We start from the raw sequence: 18,457 nt of genomic DNA, 5'->3' as shown, positions 1-18,457 counted from the left end.
TTTTGTGCAAAAGATTTTCACTTAAAATGTATGGTTTTTAATGTTTATATGGGAATAAATTCAAGTCAAAAATCTATTTGGTTTTGAGCTATTTTATTTAGCCTTTCTTTATTAATCTTAAAGCGTCCTGATACACATTCAGTATTTGGAACTCACAAAATTATTTAGGAGGCGTATTGTATGAGACAAAACATTAATGAACAAAGACATGGTTCTATTACACCTATCAAAGGAGCGGAGGTGGCTGAGAATAATCGCTTAACTGATGAACAGACTCATCTCCATAAAAAAATAATGAAGTTAGCTGAAAAAGCAAATAGTGGTGATGAGTCAGTATCGGTTGTTCTGGCTAGTCCTGAAGCAATTACAACTGTTTTGAATGGACAACTAGCTGAATTCCCCAGGATACTGGTCGCTGTTGTAACTGACCAATATAGAATTTGTATAGGTAAGTTTGGCGATAAACCTGTATATGTCAGTAGCAATCCTGAGTTGTATAAAAAAATAAACTTGGTAATCTGTGATAAGAAAAAATCTAGCAATAGATTTTATCTATCAACAGGGAATCAAATAAATGAGTTTATTGTTGGTGAGTCTTCCAATCATACTCGTACAAGAATCATCTTGATTTCGGAGTATGTTAATATTGCTAACCAAAATGTTGGCTTTCAGGCAAGAATGTTCGACTCGTTTAGTACCCCTTTTAATGAGGCGGATATATTCACGATGTCAGTACGAGATGCTAACTCCTTTAGGGTATTAACATATGGCTATATCTTTGAATTATTTCCTGAATTACAAAATTTATTGGCAAGACCAATAAAAGATCAAGATGGAGGGGAGACCTTTGGTCATGAATGATATATATGACGTTTTTGAAAATGCAAAGCGCAGGTTGGAGCATACTGAAGCGCGTGAAATTTTCGTGAAGCATCTCAAAGAGTCGAAAGAGCCTGAAGTTTATGGAAACTTCGAAATCGAAAACTTCGCCGACAACATTCAGGATGCTCAAACGGTTACTGAGTGTGAGGATCAAACTAAAACTAACCAATCCAAGGGAAATAAAATACCAATCGCTTTTGATGTCACACAAACTTTCTTGTCCCATTTTGTGGTGATTTGCGTTGGTGGAAGAGTACTCTTATATGATGATAACTATGGTTACTTTAGAGAGGACAGTGAACTGGAACTTGCTGTTCGTATTAGGAATTGCATTTCGCAACATCAAAATATGCATCTAGATCGAGCAAGAATGGTTGATGTTTTGCATCGGTTAAAGAGCGAACCAAGCATCCAGGTTGAGTCGAGCCGATTAGATAGTTATACTCGTGTGATTAACTTTCGGAACGGCGTTTACGACTTGTCAGAAGATCGTTTAGAGCCACATAGCTCTAAAAAGTTTTTCACAAGCTTCATTGATGCAGATTATGACTCTTTGCCCTACAATGACATTGGCAACAGCCGTTTTCATGAATTTCTGCTGGACTGTACAGACGGAGATTCTGAAAAAATAAATACGTTGCAAGAAGTTACGGGCTATATCATATGCAACGAGTGGAGAGCCAAAAAGTTCTTTGCGTTAATTGGGCTCCCCCATACCGGCAAAAGCGTCTGGCTAGAGATTTGGAAAAGTTTAATTGGAGCTCAATTTACTACAGCTGTGTCCCTAAATCAACTAGGCAGCAATCGGTTTATGACTGCAGAATTGTCGCGTTCAAAACTCAATATTAGCGCTGAGCTAGATGAGAAAGGCATGCTTAAAGGAGTGGATCTTATCAAAATGATTACTGGTGGTGATATGATGACGGCCGAGAGAAAAGGACAGGATCCATTTCATTTTTATCCAAAATCAAAGCTTGTTGTAGCTGGAAATCGTATGCCTCTTCCAGAAGGATCGGATATGACAGATGCCTTCTTAGACCGGATACATTTTTTAACTTTTGTTTATCAAGTGCCTGAAGATAAGCGTGATAAGGGGTTAATTCCCAAGTTGCTAATGGAAAAGGACATAATCGCTGCTTGGGCAATCGAAGGCTTACAACGCTTGCATAGCAATAATTACGTCTTCACGGAATGTAAAGATGCTATTGCCTTTCGTAAGGCCTACAGAAATGAAAAAAATTCGGCACAAGCTTTTATTAATGATGCATGTATTGTGAATAAGGCTGATGTTAACCTGCGAGAACATCGGCGTACACTTTTGAAAGCATACAAAGAATATTGCAAATCAAATTGCCTTCGAGCAATGAGCGATGGTGATTTCTTCAACCAACTAATTAATCTGGGCTTGGATCAAAAAAAGTTCAGACTGAATGGGAATCCGCTTAGAGGGTTCTTTGGGATTAGTCTTGTTAGCAAAGATGATAATGTTGACATGGAATCTCATTTTGAACAATTATCGTCTAGTGTAAGGGTGTACGCGCCAGGGTCTACAGTGGCTACGGAGATTAACAATCCCCGTAAATAGCCACCATTTAGACCAAATAGTCGTAGCCCTTTAAATCTACAAAAGTGCTACGGTTGTCTTCAGAACGTAACGCTAAAGTCTTCATTTATACATTATTAAAGGGAGAGATAATCATGTCAAATCCGGAGCTCAAAGAATGGTACACAATGCAGGATCTTTATGAAATGCTACCCCTTGGTCGTAATTCAGTCTACAAATTAGTCAACGAAGAGGGATTCCCGAAAATCAGAATAGGAAGGAGAATCATTATCCCAGTTCAAAAATTTAAGGAATGGACTGAGGCGAGAGTCAAGGCACAGTAAATGAATAAAGGGCATCTCGTTCCTTGTTGTACGAGATGCCCAAGTAGTACGTGATAGTGATAATTCACAAAATCGAGAATCCTTTAAGGTTTCAAGTGGCGCTCGAGGAATGACAATTGTTTCGGGAGGACTCTTATGAAAGTATTCGGAATGCCAGTAGGCACTTTACATTTCCAAAATGATGATCATTTAAAGCACTTCTTAAGAATGTTTGAGAAGTTCCCTTACTGTAATGCGGAATACGCAGCGGCATCCTATATTGCCGCTGTACCAGAGATCTTTAAATGTTTTTCAATCGAAATTCAAGAGGATGGCCCATTTGGTTGGTTTTTCGAAGCATGCATCATTCTAACAGCCAAAACACGAAAGTACCTGCAAAGTTGAGGCGTTAACGGGCCAGAGCAATACGGATTCGAAAGGAATTTAAAACGTATTGCGCTTAAACGTTACAAATAAACCATTAAACCAAACTTAATTATGAGGGGAAGAAAGAGCATGGCTGGAAGTATTCAAAAAATCGGGAAAAGGTTTCGGGTGACAAAAGAGCTCGGAAAGGGTGCGGATGGTAAGCGGAAGCGAGACTATGCTTTCGCCGATTCTGAAGCCGAGGCACAGAAGTTGTTAACGGAATTTAATTACAATCAGCAAAGGAATATTCATGTGGAGTCGAGTAATATTACTGTCTTCGAATTCTTCGAACATTGGTTCGATAACTATGTCAAATATAATTGCGAAGAAACAACCGCTTACGGTTACCGCAATATATTAAAGCATGTTAATTCATTCCTGGGTGGAATCGAGTTGCAAAAGTTAAATCCAACTCACATTCAGCAATACTATAAGCATCTCCTTGAAGAAAAAAGATTATCTTCGAACACAGTTCGAAAGCATCATGCCAATATTCGCAAAGCACTGGATTATGCGTTGAAACAGCAATATGTGTATAGGAATGTGGCAGATGCGGTAGCATTGCCACGAAAAATTGATTATGAAGGAAAGGCTCTCACTAAAGAACAACTTCATGATTTGTTAAATACAGTTAAGGATACAAAGCTTGAGCTTCCCGTTTACTTAGCGGCGTATCTAGGGCTAAGGAGATCAGAGATTGCTGGACTCCAGTGGGAGAACATCAATATGGAGCAACGCATACTAAATGTTAAAACAGTTCGAACAAGCGCTGGGGATAATGTTGTTATCAAGAGGCCGAAAACTTCAAAGAGTCAGCGGTCTTTGTATATAGACGACGAGATCCTGGAATTACTGAAAAAAGTAAGGGCGAAGCAAGATGAGTATAAACAACTGCTCGGCAAAGATTATGTTAAAAGTGACTTTGTTTATACAAGGGAAGATGGAAAACCTTATCGAGTGAACACGGTAACTGAACAGTTCACAGTGTTTCTCAAACGCCAAGGAATGCCGCAAATTCGATTACATGACCTGCGACATACGTTTGCAAGTATTCTTCATAACGAAGGGATTGATTTGAAATCCATTTCGGAAGCCCTTGGGCATTCCGACATCGGAACAACAAACAAAATCTACACGCACATATTTGATAAAACGCATAAGAATACTGTCACTGCAATGAGCCGGGCATTAAAAAAAGGCGAACTCCGATAGGTGCAAGGCGTTTACATCTGTGCCGGTCATGTCTACGCTGTTAGTATACTCCGACCTTTGTTATAATGAAATAAAGTATTTGTGAGGTGATCGCCAATGAAACAAATCAAGGATCATTCACTGTTTGTACCGGAATTTCAAAAACTAATTGACTCGCATGAGTATGAATATGAAGATCGATGAGATTGATCACGGGATGGTGATTCGTTTGGAAAAAAACAATAATAGGGATCAAGGAGCAAAGAAAGCACGTAGGATGAGAATGCTGGAGAAAACAGCTGGCATCTTGAAAAATGCGCCTGATTTGGTAAAAAAAGAGTTTCAAGCGATAGCTGAAAGAGACGGTGAAGATGACCGGGAGGGAAGCCGGTTGTGAGCAGCTTTTTATTAGATACGAACATCTGCATTTATTACTTTAGGCAGTATCCGCCTGTAGTCCATTTTCTGCAGCAGTTATATGGGCAAGATACTGCCCATGAGTTGTTGTTGTCCACAATTACGGAGGCGGAATTGCTTTCAGTGAGAGAAAACTATGCTAACCGTGAATTGCGGCTAGGTATACAGGAATTTGTTGATGATTCTGATCAAGTAATTGATGTGGATCGGACAATTGCAAGAAAAGTAGCTGCAATACGTTCAAGATTGGATTACGAGTACGGGAAGAAAATTAAACTGCCGGACGCATTGATTGCAGCGACAGCATTAACAACTGGTTCTGTATTGGTCAGTAATAATGATAAAGATTTTAAACAAGTAGCTGAGGTCTTTGGGCTAAAATATCTGAATCCCGTTCAAGATCAAGAAGAGCTCCACCATTATTTGAATACGCAATAATACTACGCAATTCGCCTTAATTTATGCCGGATTTTGATAAGATATCCTGTCCGAAATGTGTAGACACGATGTAGTCAAACGCTCTAACAAGTACTAAACACGGGTAAAACAGGACGGGATTGCATAACATTTGAAATCGTGAGAAGCCCAATAGGATGAGGCTTCCCGGGATTAAATATAATAATGCAAAACGTAGTGAAAAGTGCAGGACAGGGGTTCAAATCCCCTCGCCTCCACCATGAAAACCCAGTCCGCAAGAGGGCTGGGTTTTTCTGTGGGCGGAAATTGTAGACGGATTGTAGACATCAACTTTGGTGGTGTCTATTTTTTATTTCATATGTAGACGGCTTGTCTACATTCATGCCGTTTAACAAACGGGGGTTCGTCAAGTATGCCTAGTTGTTATCAATATATATTTCATCTGGCTCGGTGTTCTCATGCGATTCAGTGAGAGGCTGTTTGTTGAAAAAATAATCATCAGGTTCAGTGCCCTCATGCGTAAAGGTCTGCTTACCATCGGTTTCCTTTAGCCGCAGATCGTCGGGCTCAGTACCTTCAACGGTTGCTGTTTCCACGGTCTCCTTCCACATCATAATACCGTCATCAGGATGTGTGTCTTCAACGCTGCGGGTTTGACGAGTAGAGAGTCTCAAATCATCAGGCACTGTTCCTTCCAAACTTTCAGTGGTTTCTACTGGGTCTTTACTAGCAACCGAGCTTAGAAAGTATGCAATATATGGTTTCACCAGGCTTCACCTCCTCTTTAGTAGAATGATTAATTCGTTATTCTCTGGGCTAGTATCGTTTATAGCTGTTGTAATCTCTATATTATGGACATTCAGGGATTGAATCAAGTAGTAAATCCGATTGTAGTTCTCGTCATTCTTGCTTCCAGAGCGAATTAAAATAACCTCTGATACTTTACCTTCTAGCAAATCGTTTTCCAGTTGGTCAAGAAGAGTTTTTTGACCGTCGTAGAGCTTGTTAGAAGGTTTGGATAAGTCTAAGGTGTAAACTGCTGTATTTCTTTCTGAAATCGATTCTAACCCAATTCTATTTGTCTGATAATGTAATGAAACGTTATGGACAATAACCAGAGCAATACTCATGATGACTATTCCCTTTATGTACTTCTCGATGTTTCTTATAAGGGTAATCTCGCGAATCCATTCAAACTCAGTCAGATACCTTTCGAAGTAAACCATCTGTAACAACTCTGTTGAGGGATCGGTCGAATTCTTTACGTCTTGATAAGCATATCTGCTATACGACTTCACCTTAATGAAGTCATGAAAGAATAGGATGAGATTTAAAAAATTCATGATGATGTAATAAAGTATCACCAAGACAAGAAATTGCAAAATGCCGTCATGATTAAAAGACTTTCCAATGTTCGTGAGATAAGGTGTGTAGATAGGAATAAGAAAAGCTACGACTGCAAGATACGCAAGAAATTTATTGAATGTTCGGTTTTTAGAATCCATTAAACTACTCATTTTATGGAATAATGCTTCTTTGATTGCTTCTTTTTTTACAGTTTCCAGATTCTTAATCTCTTGCTTATGTCTATCGATTCTTTGATTAAAGCTACGTTCATCGAGTGGTTTTTCAACTTCGGTTAGGCTTAGAACGCGTAATATTCGAAATCGCTCTTTGGATTGTCCCTGTGGGGGAGCCCCCCAAAACCATTGAAATGTACAAAAATGTAAAATATACTTACCCAAGTTTATACTCAGTAATGAAAATCTTAAGAGGGTTCTTTTCTTATTGATTTCGCCAAAGCCTGCATCACAAGTCACACGGAATATAGGCACAAAGGAAAGAAACTGGAAAATACGGAATGCCCAATTTGGCAACTCATTCATCTATGTGGACTCCTCCTGGACTAAATATTGAACAATCGCATTGGATATATGCAAATTTAGTTCTTGCTCCAACCAAAGCCATTGTCCATTTGGATTGATCTCAAGAAAAATGTATTCTCCGCCGGAAACGATAAAGTCAAAGGCGCCAAAATGGAGTTGAAGTGCTTTCATCATGGCAAAACATTTTTGAGTAATGTCCTCAGGTATATCCACAATTAGATAGGTGTTACTTTCATAGCTTTTTCTCCAGTCAATCTCATTTCCCGCGTCAATTCTGACAGCAAAAACCTGCGTATCAATAATAGTTACCCTAAGCTCGTAATCCTTTGATACATAGGCTTGAAAATAGGAAGGACAATGTGAGAGATGGGCTGGAGGCTCATCGGATGGTATGATGTTTGTTTGAATAATAAAATCTCCGATGCTGGTCGTTAGTTTTCCTGTAGCTAACGGCTTAACTATTGAAGGTTGTGGAGCAACGAAAGCTTGTGCGCTCTGATCGTGATTTGTTACCAGTGACAAAGGAAGCTGAAACCCCAACTTTTTTGCAAGTTGTAACTGAACTATCTTACTTTCGGCTCGTTTCAATAAAGATGGACGGCTTAAACAACGGTCACCGAATGTTTCAGCTAGTCCTTCAATGAGTCCGAACAGTTCCTTTGCAATGAGAGGGCGCACTTCTTTATCATAATCTGATAGATCAGGGTACACTATTTTTCGATAATAAATGGCATGGACATTCTCAAGAGAGATTTCCCATTGACTTGACCGAATAGTACTGCCTGTACCACTAATAGAAATCTGATATGAATCAATTTTATCTGTATTAAGACGAAATGAATAAAGTCTTGGGTAAGTTTTTTCAATGTATGACACTGTTGAATCTTGTGAATGTGTGATTATTAATAGTGGCTTCATTCTGGAACCTCTCTCAAAAGCTTAATATACGAAGTATATCAAATTTTGGGACCTTTTTCTTATATTGATGACAACGACGTTGATTGAGTATCACCAATAGTGGTAAAGCAAAGAATGGAACTAAAGGTCGACGCTGCGATGCTATAGCTACATAGGGAAGCCTAAAGTTTAGCCACATATTGATTGCTGCCGACTATTGGAAGTGAAACTAATTCTTATTTTAACAGGAAGAAATAACACAGGAAAGTCTACTATATTAGAGTCAATTAATTGTTTTTTTCAGAGAGAAGCTAAAGCAAAGACTATCCCCAACGATTGTTTTTCAGATAGAGATAAGGAGATCGTCCTGAAAGCAGAGTTTGGTTCCGATAATGAGAAAGTCATTATTTTGAAAAAATATAAAGTAGAGTCCGCCCCTGCCTTTTATGATGAAACTGGTGTTGAAATTAAGGCTAAACATGAATTGAAGGAAAAACTAGACAAAATTCTGAGCAATCAGCCCTTCTACATAACTCCCTCTATGTTACCTGATGACATCAATGCACTTATTCAAAATATATACTCCGAGATATTAAAAGGTGACTTGCAAAAGCTTGAAAGATTTGAGGGCGATACGGAAAAGGAAAAGGAAAAGGAAAAGGAAAAGGAACTCTATTTATTAGCTCAGGAATATTCTCGATTAAGGGAATCCTACCCACAATTTTTGAGGAAAATTAAAATAAATACAGACAAGATACTTCAAAATGTAAGTAGCGACGTTTCACAAAATTTACAAATGCTTTTCTCAAACGAACATTTATCTTTAAACGTTACTGGCGGGGAAAGTGTAGGTTTTTCAGCATCAGATATACTGAAATCAACCAGTTCAAGTGTTCATATAGATAGTAGTAAGCAAACAGGGATGCCATTGGCTAATCAAGGTACTGGGTTACAAAGAATGAGTTTAATATACCTCATTCAGAATATGATTGAGAAAAAACTTATGGGTGAAGATGAAGATAAATTGTTATTGATAGATGAGCCTGAGGCTTTTCTTCATCCCGAGGCTGTACGAGCATTAAGTCGCTCACTATACAAAATAGGCCGCAAAATGCCATTAATGATTTCGACTCATTCCCCCATACTTATAGACTTATCTGAAAAGCATACGTCTATCCAGGTATTTCGGATTGGTGAAAAAGAAGCTATCCAATTATTCAAATCTATCAATGAGCAATTTGATAAGAATGACATCAAGAACATGAAGGTGTTAAACTATGTTGATTCATACGTAAACGAATTTTTCTTTGCAAATAAAGTGGTCATTGTTGAAGGAGATACTGAGTATATTGCCTTTAAACATTTTGCCAAGCAAAAAAATTATAACGTTCATATAATTCGTGCCAGAGGGAAGGCAACAATTGCAACGTTGATGAAGGTCCTTAATCAGTTTAATTCTCATTATGATGTACTACACGATGTAGATAACCATGATAAGCACTCCTCATCTACATTAAAAGCGCAACTAACAAACTGTAAAAAGATATTTAGTCTTAAAGCTAATAAAAATATAAGGGTTTTTTGTTCGATATCGAATTTTGAAAATGCTATTGGCATCGGTGATGTATCGAACGATAAAAAAACAAAAGTAATATATGAGATATTACGTGAGAATGATGGCGAAGCCGCTGATGCAGATGAATATACCGAAGCATATAGAAAGGTAGAAGGTTTATTTGAAAAAATAATTAATCGTGAAGAACAGGCTACACTTGATTTTGGGTTTCTCCAGATAAGTAAAGAGGAAGAATACGATGGATTGTTTGAGGAATTAATTTCAAGGAAAATCGCTATAGAAGCAGCTGAAAAAAGCAAGGAAGCAGAAGCTGCTCTTATGAGCTGAGTTGTCGGAATATAATTTATAGTGAAGCTATCTGAGGACGTTATTAACTTTTGAACTGTATTGGCTTAAGTAAGAGGTACTGATGCTACTCGAAGAGAACCCCGAGGTTGCTTCTTTGACTACCTCATCTCCTCCATTCGTTGCCGCAAAAATGATAAAAGCTAGAAAGATTGCTAATGTCACATATGCAGGCTGTTTTCTTCTCCGCTTATACTTTTTGAATTCTTCATATGCATCTACAGGAAACCATATGCCACTGCCCGAAGGCAAACTTCAATCGGCCCATATCCAGCAGTATTATAAGCATCTACTGGACGAAAAAAATTGTCACCGAATACGGTGCGGAAGCACCATGCTAATATCCGAAAAGTGTTAGCTTATGCATTGAAGCAACAGTATGTATATAGAAATGTAGCGGATGCCGTTGCATTGCCCCGAAAAATCGATTATGAGGGAAGGGCATTAACGAAGGAGCAGCTTATTGAGTTGCTAGACTTGGTGAAGGAGACAAGACTTGAACTTCCGGTGTTTTTGTCTGCATTCATGGGGCTTAGGCGCTCTGAAATTACGGGGCTGCTCTGGGAGAACATTGACTTCAAAAATCGTGTGCTTCATGTAAGGAGTGTCCGGTCAAGTGCGGGAGAAGAGTCGGTGATTAAGAAACCAAAGACAGCCCAAAGTCAGAGGTCACTTTACATTGAAGATGAGATTTATGAACTGTTAAACCGAGTCAGAACAAGGCAGGCGGAGTTTAAACAAGTATTAGGTGGGGATTACATTGTCACTGATTATGTATTTACAAGAGAGGACGGAAAGCCGTATCGTGTTAATACGGTCACAGAGCAATTCACCACGTTTCTGAAGCGACAAGGGTTACCGCGTATTCGCCTGCATGATCTTAGGCATACATTTGCCAGTATCCTTCATGATGAGGGAGTTGACCTGAAATCGATCTCGGAAGCACTAGGGCATTCTGATATCGGAACAACTAACAAGATCTACACGCACATTTTCGATAAAACTCATAAGAATACTGTAAGTGCTTTGAGTTGAGCTCTGCGGGCAGAGGAGTCGCAGTAGGCTGCTCACTTAGTATTGACTGCGTTGTCCATCATCCTCTCACTTTTATAAGCCCCAGCAAATGCTGCTGGGGCTGCCACTAGGTGAATGAAATGGCAAGATGTTTACAGCCTTCGGAAGATTATTTTTTACCAGCTTACCTTCTAGATGAGTGAGTCAAAAAGACGGAGATGTGAATTGTACTTGCCGGAATGATGGTTTTCTAAGAGTATTCCAAGGATGCTTACCTAATAAAGGCCATGTTTGTTCTGTTGGCATACGCTAACTTTTGTTATAATGAAATAAAGTATTTGTGAGGTGATCGCCAATGAAACAAATCAAGGATCATTCACTGTTCGTACCGGAATTTCAAAAACTAATTGACTCACATGAGTATGTGAATATGCAAATCGATGAGATTGATCACGGGATGGTGATTCGGTTGGAAAAAAGCAATAATACGGATCAAGGGACAAAGAAAGCGCGTCGGATGAGAATGCTGGAGAAAACAGCGGGCATCTTGAAAAATGTGCCTGACTCAGTAAAAAAAGAGTTCCAAGCGATCGCTGAAAGGGACGGTGAAGATGACCGGGAGGGGAGCCGCTTGTGAGCAGCTTTCTGTTAGATACGAACATTTGTATTTATTACTTTAGGCAGTATCCGCCCGTTGTCCATTTTCTGCAACAGTTATATGGTGAGGATACTGTGCATGAGTTGTTGTTGTCCACCATTACGGAGGCAGAGTTGCTATCAGTAAGGGAAAACCATACTAATCGTGAATTGCGGCGAGATATACAGGAATTTGTTGACGATTCTGACCAAGTGCTCGATGTGAATCGGATTATTGCCAGAAAAGCAGCTGAAATACGATCACGGCTGGATTATGAGTATAGGAAGAAAATAAAACTGCCTGATGCATTAATAGCGGCGACAGCATTAACGACGGGTTCTGTACTGGTCAGCAATAATGATAAAGATTTCAAGCAAGTTGCAGAGGTCTTTGGGCTGAAATATCTGAATCCTGTTCAAGATCAAGAAGAGCTGCGACATTACTTGAATACCCAATAATATTGCGTAAATCGCATTAATTTATGCCGGATTTTGATAAGATATCCTGTCCGAAATGTGTAGACATGATGTAGTCAAACTCTCTGACAAGTACTAAACACGGGTAAATCAGAACGGAATTGTATAACATTTGAAATCTCGGGAAGCCATACAGGATAAGGCCTCCCGGGATTAGACGGAATATAGAGAAACGTGGAGAAAAGTGCGGGACAGGGGTTCAAATCCCCTCGCCTCCACCAAACCATGAACACCATCCGCATGAGGATGGTGTTTTTGTTTTGCCCAAAATTGTCCGACCGTGAGTTTTCATTGCACATCATTTTCATCTTCCTAAGGATCAAAAACATGCAGAACGGGGCGGAAACGCAAAATCAGAACTTGACGGACAAACGAGGACTAGGCAAACAGGAAGGGGCTGCTATAAGATAAAACATACCAGTCAAAAGAGTACCTTTAATGACGAAGGGAGAAAGGGGTTACCAGCTATGTTCAGATCGACATCTTGGCGCATATTTGTGATCAGCGGCATTTTCTTCGCAATTACGATTATTCCGTTTTCGTTGTTCCTGGCTAACCGATTTTCTCACTTCGCTTACACTCAGGTGGGAACGTTCAATCAAGACCGCATCGATGAAATGGCAGAGCGGACGGAGTTTATGCTGGCCAAGCTGAAATGGTACAGCCTGAACATGTACGAAGATCATACCGTTCAGAGCTGGTTATATGCCTCCGCAGAAAATCTGCTGCAAAATGCCGGTACGATGCGGGTTTTAACGAAATATTTATCTAATGAGCCTTTTATTGAATCCGCTTACTTATTTAACATGCGCAAACGTGAGGTCATCGACTCCAAAGTTGGACTGCTCCCGTTCGAGGAATTCGCCGATCGGTCGATGCTGCAGCGGATCGAGCGTAATCCAGGATCCTTCCTCCGCTACTTCGACCACCAAATAGGAAAAAACTCATATTTGGCGCTTCAGCTTCCTTCGACTCCCGTGCAAAAAAATCGCGACGGCTATCTTGTCGTCCTGTTCAACAAGAAGGAGCTGCAAAAGCATTTGATATCGGGTGGCGGAAGGGCGGATGCGCTGTTCTCCATTGTGGATGATCAGGGCAGGCTGATCCTGGGGGAATCGGATGAGCGGCTCGAGAAGAGCATCAGCAGCATCCGGACGGGATTGGAGCGGGGATCATTCGAGCTAAACCGTGCCGGAGGGGAAGCGTTCGTTAATTATGCCCGACTCGAATCGTTGGGATGGAATATTGTCTCCATCACGGAGATGAAGCAATTCCGGGAAAAGGCCGATGCGTTCAAAACCGTCATTATCAACTACTCATTGCTGCTGCTTGCGGTGCTTCTCCTTATCGCCTATTGGAATTCACGCCGTTTCGTCGGACCTTTCCGGCGGCTAGCGGATCAGCTGCAGCGTAAGCTGGGGGTGAAGGGGGAGAACGATTATGGCGTCATTGAAAAGGGCGTCGTCATGCTTCGCGATCATTATCCGCTGATCAAGACCGAATATTTGCGGCAGTGGCTGCTGCAGGGCCGGCTGACCGACAGCGCCAGAGCGGCGATTGCCCGCGAATCCGGCCTGCTCGACTACGAATGGCTTCGGCTGGCCGTCGTCAAAATTGATTCCTATTATGAACTGTCCGAACAGTATGATTTTGTCTCGCGCAAGCTGCTCAAGTATGCAATCGGCAATATCGCGGAGGAGCTGCTGGGCCGGCCGGAACGGCCGATAGAGGTGGTCGATTTCGGCTCGGACCATCTCGTTCTGATCGTTGGCGCGGCCAGTTCCTCGCCTGACGCCAATTTGACAAAAGAGCTGAAGGAACTGCGCCGGCAAGTTGCCAGCTACGTCAAATTGAACGTCACGATCGCGGAAAGTGAAGCCCGCCGCGTGCACGATGATTTGCGTAAAGTATACGACGATATAAATGAACTGACTTTGTTCAAGTTTGTCAGCGGCGATGACAAAATTTACATCGAACAGGACTTTGAGCGCTATGCCGATCTGCAGGCTCCAATTGAGGAGGCCGTGCATGAAAATCTGATCCAGACGATTCGCAGCGGCAAAGAGGAGAAGGCGCTGGCGATGCTGGATGAGTTGTTCGTACGCTTGCAGACAATGAAATATACCGAGTGCCAATTCCAACTGAAGCTGCTTCTTTTTGCGATCGTCAAATCGTTCAGCAAAATGACGTCCGTTCAGAGTGTTGAAGGAATCGAACATCACTTGAGGCAGTTCGCCACACTTGCCGATGTCTGCGAATGGCTAAAGGAAGAGACCGGTCGGATCATCCAGTTGCTAAGCGACCGAAAGGGCTTCAACCGCAAGGAAAAGCAGATCGAGGAAATTATCGAGTTCGTCCGTTACCATATTCACGACCCGATGCTGTCGGTGGACGAAATTGCAGATCATATCGCGTTGTCCGCCAAATACGTTCGGCACCTGTTTCACGAACAATATGGTTTGACGCTGTCGAATTTCATTCTGAATGAGCGGATCGGCAAGGTGAAGGAGCTGCTGGAACAGACGACGATGCAGGTTGCCGACATTGCAGTAGAGTCCGGCTTTCAGACAAAAAGCCATTTTTTCACTGCCTTTAAGAAAGCGACTGGCATGACACCGAGCCAATACCGCGAGAGTAAGACGGAGGAACGGACGGAGTGGCAGCGGCATATTGCCGAGAAATCGGCGAATTAGCAGGCGATTGCGAACTCGCCAGGTTAATAACAACCGGCCGAATCCTCGCAAATCGGCTGGCCGAGAACCGAATCCGGCCAATGAGAACTAGGCAAGTATTTGCTGCGAATGCTACGATGACAGCGTTCGAAACCTGCAAGTGAAACAAGACAAGAAAGGAGGAACGCTTTTTGGAGCGAAAAAGAAAGTTTGGCAGGACGTTCGTAAGTGAACTGTCGCGGAACAGATATTTGTATCTGCTGGCACTGCCCGGTATCGCGTTTCTGGTTGTATTTGCGTATACGCCAATGCTTGGGCACCTGCTCGCCTTCCAAAATTACCGGCTGTCGGACGGAATATGGGGGAGCGAATGGGTCGGTTTTAAAAACTTCGAGTTTTTCTTTAATGGGAAAGATTGGCTGCGCGTGACACTGAATACCGTTTTCCTTAATGCGCTGTTTCTCGTATCTGGCCTCGGCAGCGCGGTCGTGCTGGCCATCTTTCTGAATGAAGTCCGGAACAGGCTGTTCCAGCGAATCGCACAATCGTTTATTTTTTTACCTTACTTTATTTCATGGCTTGTCGTCAGCATGATGGCGCTAACGCTGTTTGGCACATCGGAGGGGCTCATGAACCGCGCGCTTGCTGTCCTTGGCTTTGAAGGCGTGGACTGGTATTTGACGCCTGGCGTCTGGCCGTACATCTTAACTGTAATCAGCGCCTGGAAGATCGCCGGATACAATTCCATTATTTTTTTGGCGGTCATCACAGGCATCTCCGCGGAATATTACGAAAGCGCGAGAATCGAAGGCGCGAGCCGGATGCAGCAGATGTTTTACATTACGCTGCCGCTCATGCGGCCGATCGTAATGGTATTGGCGCTGCTTGGTGTCGGTCGTATTTTCTACGGCGATTTCGGCATGATTTACGCGATCATCGGAGATAACGGCGTACTGTTTCCAACAACAGATGTCATCGACTCGTATGCGTACCGCGCACTGCGGCAGCTGGGCAATTTCAGCATGTCCTCCGCCGTCATCGTATACCAATCCTGCATGGGTCTTGTTACGATTCTGATCTTCAATGCGATTGCGCGCAAGGTGGATGCGGATTCAAGACTATTCTAATTTCTAAAAAAAAGGTTCGGCGAGCGGGCGAAGACTTGGTCAAGCAGCCTTTTTCGCCGGATGGTTTAAGGTGTGATCGATGTGAAAGAACGGTTGTTTCTTGTTTTTATGTACGCGGTGCTAGGCGTGTTTGCGCTGTTTTGCTTCATCCCGTTCTGGATTGTTTTCATCAACTCGTTCGCCGATGAATCGATTCTTCAAACGGCGGGATATCAGCTGCTTCCTGGGAAATTCAGTCTTCATGCGTATGAATTTCTGCTCTCCGGCAAACAGGTGTTCCGCAGCTACAGCATTACAATTATTGTGACGATAGCCGGCACGGCACTGGGCGTCCTCGTGACAGCCGCCTATGCCTACACGCTGAGCCACCGGAAAGTGAAATACCGCAACATTTTAGCCTTTTTGACCTTCCTGACGATGCTGTTCGGTGCGGGGCTGGTCGGCTTCTATATGCTGATCGCCAACTGGCTGCATCTGAAAGACTCGGTTTGGGCGCTAATTTTGCCCTATCTGCTTAATCCGTTCTACGCTTTCATTCTCGTCTCGTACTACAGGACACTGCCATATGAGTTGAATGAGGCAGCAACGGTGGACGGCGCGAATGACCTCTATATTTTCTTTCGTATTATCTGGCCGATCTCGCTGCCTGCCATCGCTACGGTGAGTCTATTCTATGCGCTGCAATATTGGAACGACTGGTACTTGTCGCTGCTGTTTATCGACAATTACAAAATGCTGCCGCTGCAAATGATGATCCGCCAGCTGATGTCCAATTTGAATGTAATGGCTTATGTGGGCGGCAGCCAGACACAGTATAATGTCGTCGTGCCGACCTACGGTATGCAGCTGGCGATCGTCTGCGTTACTATCGGTCCGATCGTCTTCGTTTATCCGTTTATTCAGCGTTTCTTCATTAAAGGCTTGACGTTAGGATCGGTAAAAGGGTAGGCGCATTGTGGCATGTTTGGCCGTTCGGGCTGCGGGCTGCATCTGTCAAAGAACGGGTCCATCCGCCTATTTTTCTTCATTTTGAAACAGGGGGAATTACGATGAAAAGATTTTTATCCACCGCGCTCGTGCTCTTGATCGCGCTTGTCGCACTTGCAGGCTGCACGGGGAATAGCGAAGGAGAAGGGAAGACGTCCGAACCTCCGGGCCAGACCGGAGACAATAACGGCGCCAGCGGCGATAATAAGCTGGAGCAGGTAACACTGAAAATTATGATTCCTGGAGACCGGCCGCCGGATATGGATTTGGTTATCGCCGAGGCGGAGAAGCGAATGAAGGATACGATCAATGTAAAGCTTGACGTCGTTTTCGTGCCGTGGTCCGACTTGGCGCAAAAGACGCAGGTGACTCTTGCTTCCGGCGAAAATATCGATCTAATCTTCGATGCGCCGTGGCTGCACATCAATCAAATGATTGCAAGCGGTTTCTATGAGCCGCTGGACGACCTGCTGGCCGAGTATGGCAAAACGGTGCTGGAGAAACGGCCGCAGCAAATGTGGGACTACAACAAGTATGGCGGCAAAATTATGGCCATTCCGCTCGGCGTCAGCTACATGTCCGGCAATTCTTACATGGTGCGCAAAGATATTCGCGAGAAGCTTGGCGTACCGCCGATTCAAACGTATGAAGATTTGATCGCTTTCGCCTACAAGGTGAAGGAGCAGGAAAAGGGCATTATTCCAATGACCGCAGGCTCCGCCACATATTCATTTGTCGCTCACCATGCGCTGAATGATTACGACACCCATGTCAGACCGACCCATGCGCTGGGCAATAGCCTGATGCTCTATTATAAAAACAATGACGGCAAAGTTTACAATTTGCTGGATGACCGGGAGCCTATCGGAACGTGGCTGGCGAACACGAACAAATGGTTTACCGATGGGCTGATTTTCAAGGATATTTTGACGACGAAAGATTTTCACCAGCCGATCTCGGCAGGCAAAGTGGCGATCGTCACGAACGGCGCGTTCGGCATCGGCGATTCCCTTAAGAACACGTTCAAGAATAATGTGCCGAACGGCGAGTTGGAAACGGTTACTTTCTTCAGCCCGGAAAAGGGCGCGAATTTCACTAATTTTAAACAGTGGAATTTCCTGGCTGTGCCGAAGGTGAGCAAAAACAAGGAGCGAGCGATGATGTTCCTGAACTGGGCGAATGAGAAGGAAAACTACGATCTGCTCTCTTACGGAATCGAAGGCAAGCATTGGGAAGCGGTAGGAGAGGACAAAATGAAAAACCTGGATACTTCCGGCTACTCTGCATTCGGTTATGTCTGGTTATGGAATCCGGTCGATGAACGAACTGTAATAGGCGGCGACCCGAAGAATGATGAAATGGATGCCTTGCTTCGTGATGCCGACATGTTCACCACCGATATTTTGGCCGGTTTCGAATTCGACGGTACCTCTGTGCAAAACGAGATCAGCCAGTACAATACAGTCGATGGGCAATATTACACGGCGCTGTTCAACGGAGTGATCGATCCGGAGGATACATTGAAGAAATTCGAAGCGGAGGCCGGTCCCGCCCTTAAAAAAATTCAGCAGGAGCTGCAAAAGCAGATCGACGAGTTCATGGCCGCGAAGGGTAAATAGAATGAGATGAAAAAGGAGC

18 protein-coding genes are annotated in these 18,457 nt (G+C 42.9%); 15 read left to right on the top strand and 3 right to left on the bottom strand.

Translation table 11 applies throughout. The annotated features are described in order from the left end of the window. Positions 1–180 precede the first annotated feature (180 nt). From B1748_RS08940 to B1748_RS08910, 7 genes are all read left to right on the top strand, one after another. Positions 181–861, top strand: coding sequence for a hypothetical protein (locus B1748_RS08940; RefSeq protein WP_087567545.1), 681 nt, complete (start codon positions 181–183; stop codon positions 859–861). Next, positions 854–2,467, top strand: coding sequence for a DNA primase family protein (locus B1748_RS08935; protein WP_179215487.1), 1,614 nt, complete (start codon positions 854–856; stop codon positions 2,465–2,467). Before B1748_RS08940 ends, B1748_RS08935 begins: the two co-directional genes overlap by 8 nt. A 113-nt stretch (positions 2,468–2,580) precedes the next feature. Continuing rightward, positions 2,581–2,769: a helix-turn-helix domain-containing protein gene (locus B1748_RS08930; RefSeq protein WP_087567543.1), complete on the top strand. Its 189-nt coding sequence runs from the start codon at positions 2,581–2,583 to the stop codon at positions 2,767–2,769. A 135-nt stretch (positions 2,770–2,904) separates the two neighbouring features. Next, the gene (locus tag B1748_RS08925; protein WP_087567542.1) at positions 2,905–3,153 is read left to right on the top strand and encodes a hypothetical protein; all 249 of its coding nucleotides are present in this window, start codon (positions 2,905–2,907) and stop codon (positions 3,151–3,153) included. A 111-nt stretch (positions 3,154–3,264) separates the two neighbouring features. Then, the gene (locus B1748_RS08920) at positions 3,265–4,389 is read left to right on the top strand and encodes a site-specific integrase (protein ID WP_087567541.1); all 1,125 of its coding nucleotides are present in this window, start codon (positions 3,265–3,267) and stop codon (positions 4,387–4,389) included. A gap of 169 nt (positions 4,390–4,558) precedes the next feature. Continuing rightward, entirely contained in the window at positions 4,559–4,765 is a 207-nt protein-coding gene (locus B1748_RS08915) for a hypothetical protein (protein ID WP_087567540.1), read from the top strand. Beyond that, a complete protein-coding gene (locus B1748_RS08910) occupies positions 4,762–5,223 on the top strand; it encodes a type II toxin-antitoxin system VapC family toxin (protein WP_087567539.1) in 462 nt (153 codons plus the stop codon). Before B1748_RS08915 ends, B1748_RS08910 begins: the two co-directional genes overlap by 4 nt. Before the next feature lie 395 nt (positions 5,224–5,618). Here B1748_RS08910 and B1748_RS08905 read toward each other — a convergent pair whose 3' ends face one another. Genes B1748_RS08905 through B1748_RS08895 form a run of 3 tightly spaced genes read right to left on the bottom strand, consistent with a single transcriptional unit; the run spans position 5,619 to position 8,006 of the window. Then, complete coding sequence (locus B1748_RS08905) at positions 5,619–5,969, bottom strand: hypothetical protein (RefSeq protein WP_087567538.1); 351 nt, start codon at positions 5,967–5,969, stop codon at positions 5,619–5,621. A 6-nt stretch (positions 5,970–5,975) separates the two neighbouring features. After that, a complete protein-coding gene (locus B1748_RS08900) occupies positions 5,976–7,088 on the bottom strand; it encodes a hypothetical protein (protein ID WP_087567537.1) in 1,113 nt (370 codons plus the stop codon). Beyond that, a complete protein-coding gene (locus B1748_RS08895) occupies positions 7,089–8,006 on the bottom strand; it encodes an MvdC/MvdD family ATP grasp protein (protein WP_087567536.1) in 918 nt (305 codons plus the stop codon). Positions 8,007–8,208: 202 nt separating this feature from the next. Here B1748_RS08895 and B1748_RS08890 point away from each other — a divergent pair, with 202 nt between their 5' ends. The 8 genes from B1748_RS08890 to B1748_RS08850 all read left to right on the top strand — a co-directional run bounded on the left by B1748_RS08890 (position 8,209) and on the right by B1748_RS08850 (position 18,438). After that, positions 8,209–9,888: an ATP-dependent nuclease gene (locus B1748_RS08890; protein WP_256975593.1), complete on the top strand. Its 1,680-nt coding sequence runs from the start codon at positions 8,209–8,211 to the stop codon at positions 9,886–9,888. 324 nt (positions 9,889–10,212) lie between these two features. Further along, the gene (locus B1748_RS08885) at positions 10,213–10,941 is read left to right on the top strand and encodes a site-specific integrase (RefSeq protein WP_256975583.1); all 729 of its coding nucleotides are present in this window, start codon (positions 10,213–10,215) and stop codon (positions 10,939–10,941) included. Positions 10,942–11,275: 334 nt separating this feature from the next. Beyond that, a complete protein-coding gene (locus B1748_RS08880; RefSeq protein WP_087567534.1) occupies positions 11,276–11,557 on the top strand; it encodes a hypothetical protein in 282 nt (93 codons plus the stop codon). Then, the gene (locus B1748_RS08875) at positions 11,554–12,015 is read left to right on the top strand and encodes a type II toxin-antitoxin system VapC family toxin (RefSeq protein ID WP_087567533.1); all 462 of its coding nucleotides are present in this window, start codon (positions 11,554–11,556) and stop codon (positions 12,013–12,015) included. The genes B1748_RS08880 and B1748_RS08875 overlap by 4 nt, the downstream gene beginning before the upstream one ends. Positions 12,016–12,500: 485 nt before the next feature. Continuing rightward, positions 12,501–14,726 carry an AraC family transcriptional regulator gene (locus B1748_RS08865; RefSeq protein ID WP_087567531.1) on the top strand — a complete coding sequence of 742 codons (2,226 nt, stop codon included), beginning with the start codon at positions 12,501–12,503 and terminating at the stop codon, positions 14,724–14,726. A gap of 170 nt (positions 14,727–14,896) precedes the next feature. Then, positions 14,897–15,832, top strand: a complete 936-nt coding sequence (locus B1748_RS08860; RefSeq protein ID WP_087567530.1) for an ABC transporter permease — start codon at positions 14,897–14,899, stop codon at positions 15,830–15,832. A 72-nt stretch (positions 15,833–15,904) separates the two neighbouring features. Continuing rightward, a complete protein-coding gene (locus B1748_RS08855) occupies positions 15,905–16,780 on the top strand; it encodes a carbohydrate ABC transporter permease (protein WP_256975582.1) in 876 nt (291 codons plus the stop codon). A 101-nt stretch (positions 16,781–16,881) separates the two neighbouring features. Then, a complete protein-coding gene (locus B1748_RS08850) occupies positions 16,882–18,438 on the top strand; it encodes an extracellular solute-binding protein (RefSeq protein WP_087567529.1) in 1,557 nt (518 codons plus the stop codon). Positions 18,439–18,457: the final 19 nt, after the last annotated feature.

Origin of the sequence: Paenibacillus sp. MY03, assembly GCF_002165585.1 — a bacterium.
In the GTDB taxonomy this organism is placed as follows: domain Bacteria; phylum Bacillota; class Bacilli; order Paenibacillales; family Paenibacillaceae; genus Pristimantibacillus; species Pristimantibacillus agaridevorans.
This window is presented reverse-complemented; position numbering and strand designations above follow the sequence as displayed.

Bases quoted from the DNA above. Each gene is read 5' to 3' on its own strand.
- B1748_RS08940 (WP_087567545.1), top strand. From the start codon at position 181: ATGAGACAAAACATTAATGAACAAAGACATGGTTCTATTACACCTATC.
- B1748_RS08935 (WP_179215487.1), top strand. From the start codon at position 854: ATGAATGATATATATGACGTTTTTGAAAATGCAAAGCGCAGGTTGGAG.
- B1748_RS08930 (WP_087567543.1), top strand. From the start codon at position 2,581: ATGTCAAATCCGGAGCTCAAAGAATGGTACACAATGCAGGATCTTTAT.
- B1748_RS08925 (WP_087567542.1), top strand. From the start codon at position 2,905: ATGAAAGTATTCGGAATGCCAGTAGGCACTTTACATTTCCAAAATGAT.
- B1748_RS08920 (WP_087567541.1), top strand. From the start codon at position 3,265: ATGGCTGGAAGTATTCAAAAAATCGGGAAAAGGTTTCGGGTGACAAAA.
- B1748_RS08915 (WP_087567540.1), top strand. From the start codon at position 4,559: ATGAAGATCGATGAGATTGATCACGGGATGGTGATTCGTTTGGAAAAA.
- B1748_RS08900 (WP_087567537.1), bottom strand. From the start codon at position 7,088: ATGAATGAGTTGCCAAATTGGGCATTCCGTATTTTCCAGTTTCTTTCC.
- B1748_RS08895 (WP_087567536.1), bottom strand. From the start codon at position 8,006: ATGAAGCCACTATTAATAATCACACATTCACAAGATTCAACAGTGTCA.
- B1748_RS08880 (WP_087567534.1), top strand. From the start codon at position 11,276: ATGAAACAAATCAAGGATCATTCACTGTTCGTACCGGAATTTCAAAAA.
- B1748_RS08865 (WP_087567531.1), top strand. From the start codon at position 12,501: ATGTTCAGATCGACATCTTGGCGCATATTTGTGATCAGCGGCATTTTC.
- B1748_RS08850 (WP_087567529.1), top strand. From the start codon at position 16,882: ATGAAAAGATTTTTATCCACCGCGCTCGTGCTCTTGATCGCGCTTGTC.